Raw genomic sequence first — 2,202 nt, 5'->3', positions numbered from 1 at the left:
TATCTTCGGACGGGTCAACCTCAAGATACATATTAACCGTTTCTTGTGTGTTTTGATTGGGGCTAAAGCCCTTGTGTTGACCGCCTAAAAAATTAAACTTCATTAAAAGCCACCGCCTGTGATGAATGTTTTAGAGCATGATTGCTTCATGTTACACGGTAAAAGCGCATCAAACTTGGCCAATGGTATTGTGACCATTGAGCGCAAAACAATATCGCGTGATTCTTTGGCCATTGCTACTAATTCGGGCGATACACCAAAGCCAAACTCAGGACTAATCTCAATGGCAAGGTTAAACTTTAATGCACGAATCCACTCTGGGGGATATGGTAAGTCGTCAGCTAGAGTTAAATCAGTAGCAGGGCGAATATTGTCTAGTGTTAGTGTGCCATCTGCAGGAACTGGGAATAAGTAAATAGTCGATAAAGGGTTATTAGGTTTTAATACAATATATTCAGGAATGCCGCCAATTGTTTTAATGCCGATATTTTCGTAATCAGAATAGTCAAGAATTGATAATGGATAATCTAAGCCACCTGTTGACCAAAAAGCATTATAAATAGCAGTAGGTCGCGTAGTGTTAATATCACCGCTTACGCCTATTGTGTAGCTAGTTGAGCCGTTACAAGAGTGGGTAACTTTGCCTGTGCTTGCAGACAAGAAACGAGATGCACCCCATGAGCCTAACATCAAGTTTAACGCCTCAAGAGCATCACTTGATTCATCAGCCGCAGGAGTCTCTGAAGAAGATATAGCACCGATTAAGCGCAACGTGGCGCGGATTAAATCAGCAGTAACCATGTTACACCTATTAGAATTATTGGCTCATCCTTGAGCCTGTGTGGATTACAATTGATGAACTAAACGACAAGCCAACTCTGGATAAAGAGCTGCCATGCCGTGAAGGATATCAAAACGGCTTTTCCATTGGCCACTGTCGCCATCGAACCAACGCACAAAACGCATAGAGATATTGCCGAAACGCTCACGCGCTGCCATATCCACGCCTTTCGGGATGTCCAAGTCAGCACTAACAAAGGTAAACGCATCTTTGTGAAAAGCCAAGTTTTGACCGTAAGCAGTCGCGCTTGTACCCAAAACAGTGATTGCAGAGTTATCAGCAATACGGTTAGAACAATTCTGATATGCGCCACCAGCAATCACAGCAGGCGATACAGTCATAGTGATTGCGCCTGTGGTGTCGCTTACATCGCTAACAATCACAAACTTCTTGAGAACACCAGTGCTAACTTTAGTTTCAGGGTGAACATCATAACAACCAGCAAATGTAACAATATCACCCGCTTTTAAGCTAGTGCCGCCACTTGTCCAGCCGTCCGTGATAATAGAAGATGTTGCAACGTAAGCGTTACTTGCACCTGTAGAGCCTTGAGTCGCGCCATTGGTTAAAGGTGTGCCGCCATAAGTGCCAGTTGTGTGAACTGGAATCATGGTATTTTCAAACACATCAAAACCACCAGTACGACCTACCACGCCTTCGCGGTATTGGTCTTCGATGTTGCTAGAGCTTTGGAATAAACCTTTAACAGCATCGCTAAACTCAACACGGCTAGAAGGATTCAACAAGAAAGTACGATCAGAGCTAGGAGCTAGATTTTCGGTTAATCGTTGGCCTGCTTGTTGGAATTTTTTGTAGTCAATCTGTGTTGATACAGTGCCTACGGCGTTAGGTACGCTTTTGTACATAGACAACATAGCGTTGTATTCAATATCAGACGCTAATTGATTCATCGCGGGCTTTAAGAATTGCTCACTAAAGTCATTAAGACTCATGGTTAATTCGGTATCAGTGATTGTGCAATCCACGCCTTTGATTGTGGCAACAGGCAACGATACTTTACGCTCTACCATATCTTGTGCGGAGTAAGTCGAACCTGTACGCACAGTGAATTTGTTTGGTAAACGGACATCTAAGTTAGTACCAATTTTCGCGCCGTTGACCGCAAAACGGCTATCATATTGGCGGTTAATCTTGGTTAAAAAGTTAGATTGAGCGTGAAGGATTCTTAACGCTTCTTTAGTGATAATACTAGGGGTTAAAATGCTATTAGCCATGATGATTCTCTCTTAACGCTTCTCAGCGTTTCTTTTGTCGTAGTTGGTCGTTTCGCCACTTCATCCACTCATCAATATCGGTAGGTGGTGCGCTATTGCTAGAGCCACCTTGCACTGGCTTGACAG

Annotated in this window: 2 protein-coding genes; both read right to left on the bottom strand. The window is 43.4% G+C overall.

Translation table 11 applies throughout. The features are described from left to right. Positions 1–102 precede the first annotated feature (102 nt). Positions 103–801, bottom strand: coding sequence for a hypothetical protein (locus Q0212_RS08995; RefSeq protein WP_297924675.1), 699 nt, complete (start codon positions 799–801; stop codon positions 103–105). Between the two features lie 45 nt (positions 802–846). Further along, positions 847–2,076, bottom strand: coding sequence for a P22 phage major capsid protein family protein (locus Q0212_RS08990; protein WP_297924674.1), 1,230 nt, complete (start codon positions 2,074–2,076; stop codon positions 847–849). Positions 2,077–2,202 lie beyond the last annotated feature (126 nt).

Source organism: uncultured Agitococcus sp. (assembly GCF_937920075.1).
In the GTDB taxonomy this organism is placed as follows: domain Bacteria; phylum Pseudomonadota; class Gammaproteobacteria; order Pseudomonadales; family Moraxellaceae; genus Agitococcus.
Note: the sequence above shows the minus strand (reverse complement) of the source record. Positions and strands in the feature narration are given on the sequence as shown.

What these genes read in the sequence shown, in the direction of transcription:
- Q0212_RS08990 (WP_297924674.1), bottom strand. Translation starts at nt 2,076, where the DNA reads ATGGCTAATAGCATTTTAACCCCTAGTATTATCACTAAAGAAGCGTTA.
- Q0212_RS08995 (WP_297924675.1), bottom strand. Translation starts at nt 801, where the DNA reads ATGGTTACTGCTGATTTAATCCGCGCCACGTTGCGCTTAATCGGTGCT.